The sequence below is a fragment of the Priestia sp. P5_B4 genome (genome assembly GCF_056400385.1).
Genome location: NZ_JBFULJ010001427.1, coordinates 1 through 623, shown reverse-complemented (window position 1 = coordinate 623; position 623 = coordinate 1). Strand labels below are relative to the sequence as shown.

Annotated in this window: 1 protein-coding gene; it reads right to left on the bottom strand. The window is 32.0% G+C overall.

Annotated features, from left to right (window positions below; translation table 11 throughout):
* On the bottom strand, positions 1-140 hold a 140-nt coding region (locus AC1DRF_RS31380; RefSeq protein ID WP_477742750.1), incomplete at its 3' end, for a cold-shock protein.
* Positions 141-623 lie beyond the last annotated feature (483 nt).

Below are 623 nucleotides of genomic sequence, written 5' to 3'. Positions count from 1 at the left end.
ACTTTTTGACCTTCTTCTAATGATTTGAAACCTTCACCTTGAATAGCACTGAAATGAACGAATACATCGTCTCCGCCTTCGATTTCAATGAAACCGAAACCTTTGTCTGCATTAAACCATTTTACTGTACCTTGTGTCATAATGTTGCCTCCTGCTGTGGAATAYTCCACARATGTATTACCWTTCTTGCYCAATCATACTATTTCAAGATAAAAACTTYTGTTTARGGTTTTTTCTTCTCTCAATCTTATACCGAACAAAAAYAAGTTAARYRTAGTRTAACACATAGASRTATTGATAGCAAATAATTGCTTTTTTCCTTTCTTCACTAAAAACAGTATTATGAGAAACGCTCAGAATTGGAACGAGTGGACAATCACCCGCGAAATAAAGAATATCTTCTTCTGATAGCTTCTCAGTACAACATTTCAACACTTATGCACCAGAATCCCCTTAACTATGTATAGTTAATTTATGGTTAAGTTTTTCCAATATAGATAGTCTCAAAAAGTACACTTTTTGGGATTGTAAAAAAATGACTTAAAAAAACAGCTATCCCATTCGAAAAAATATACTTTTACGGACTCCTAATTTTTAACTTTATTCAAACACTAAAGGAATAA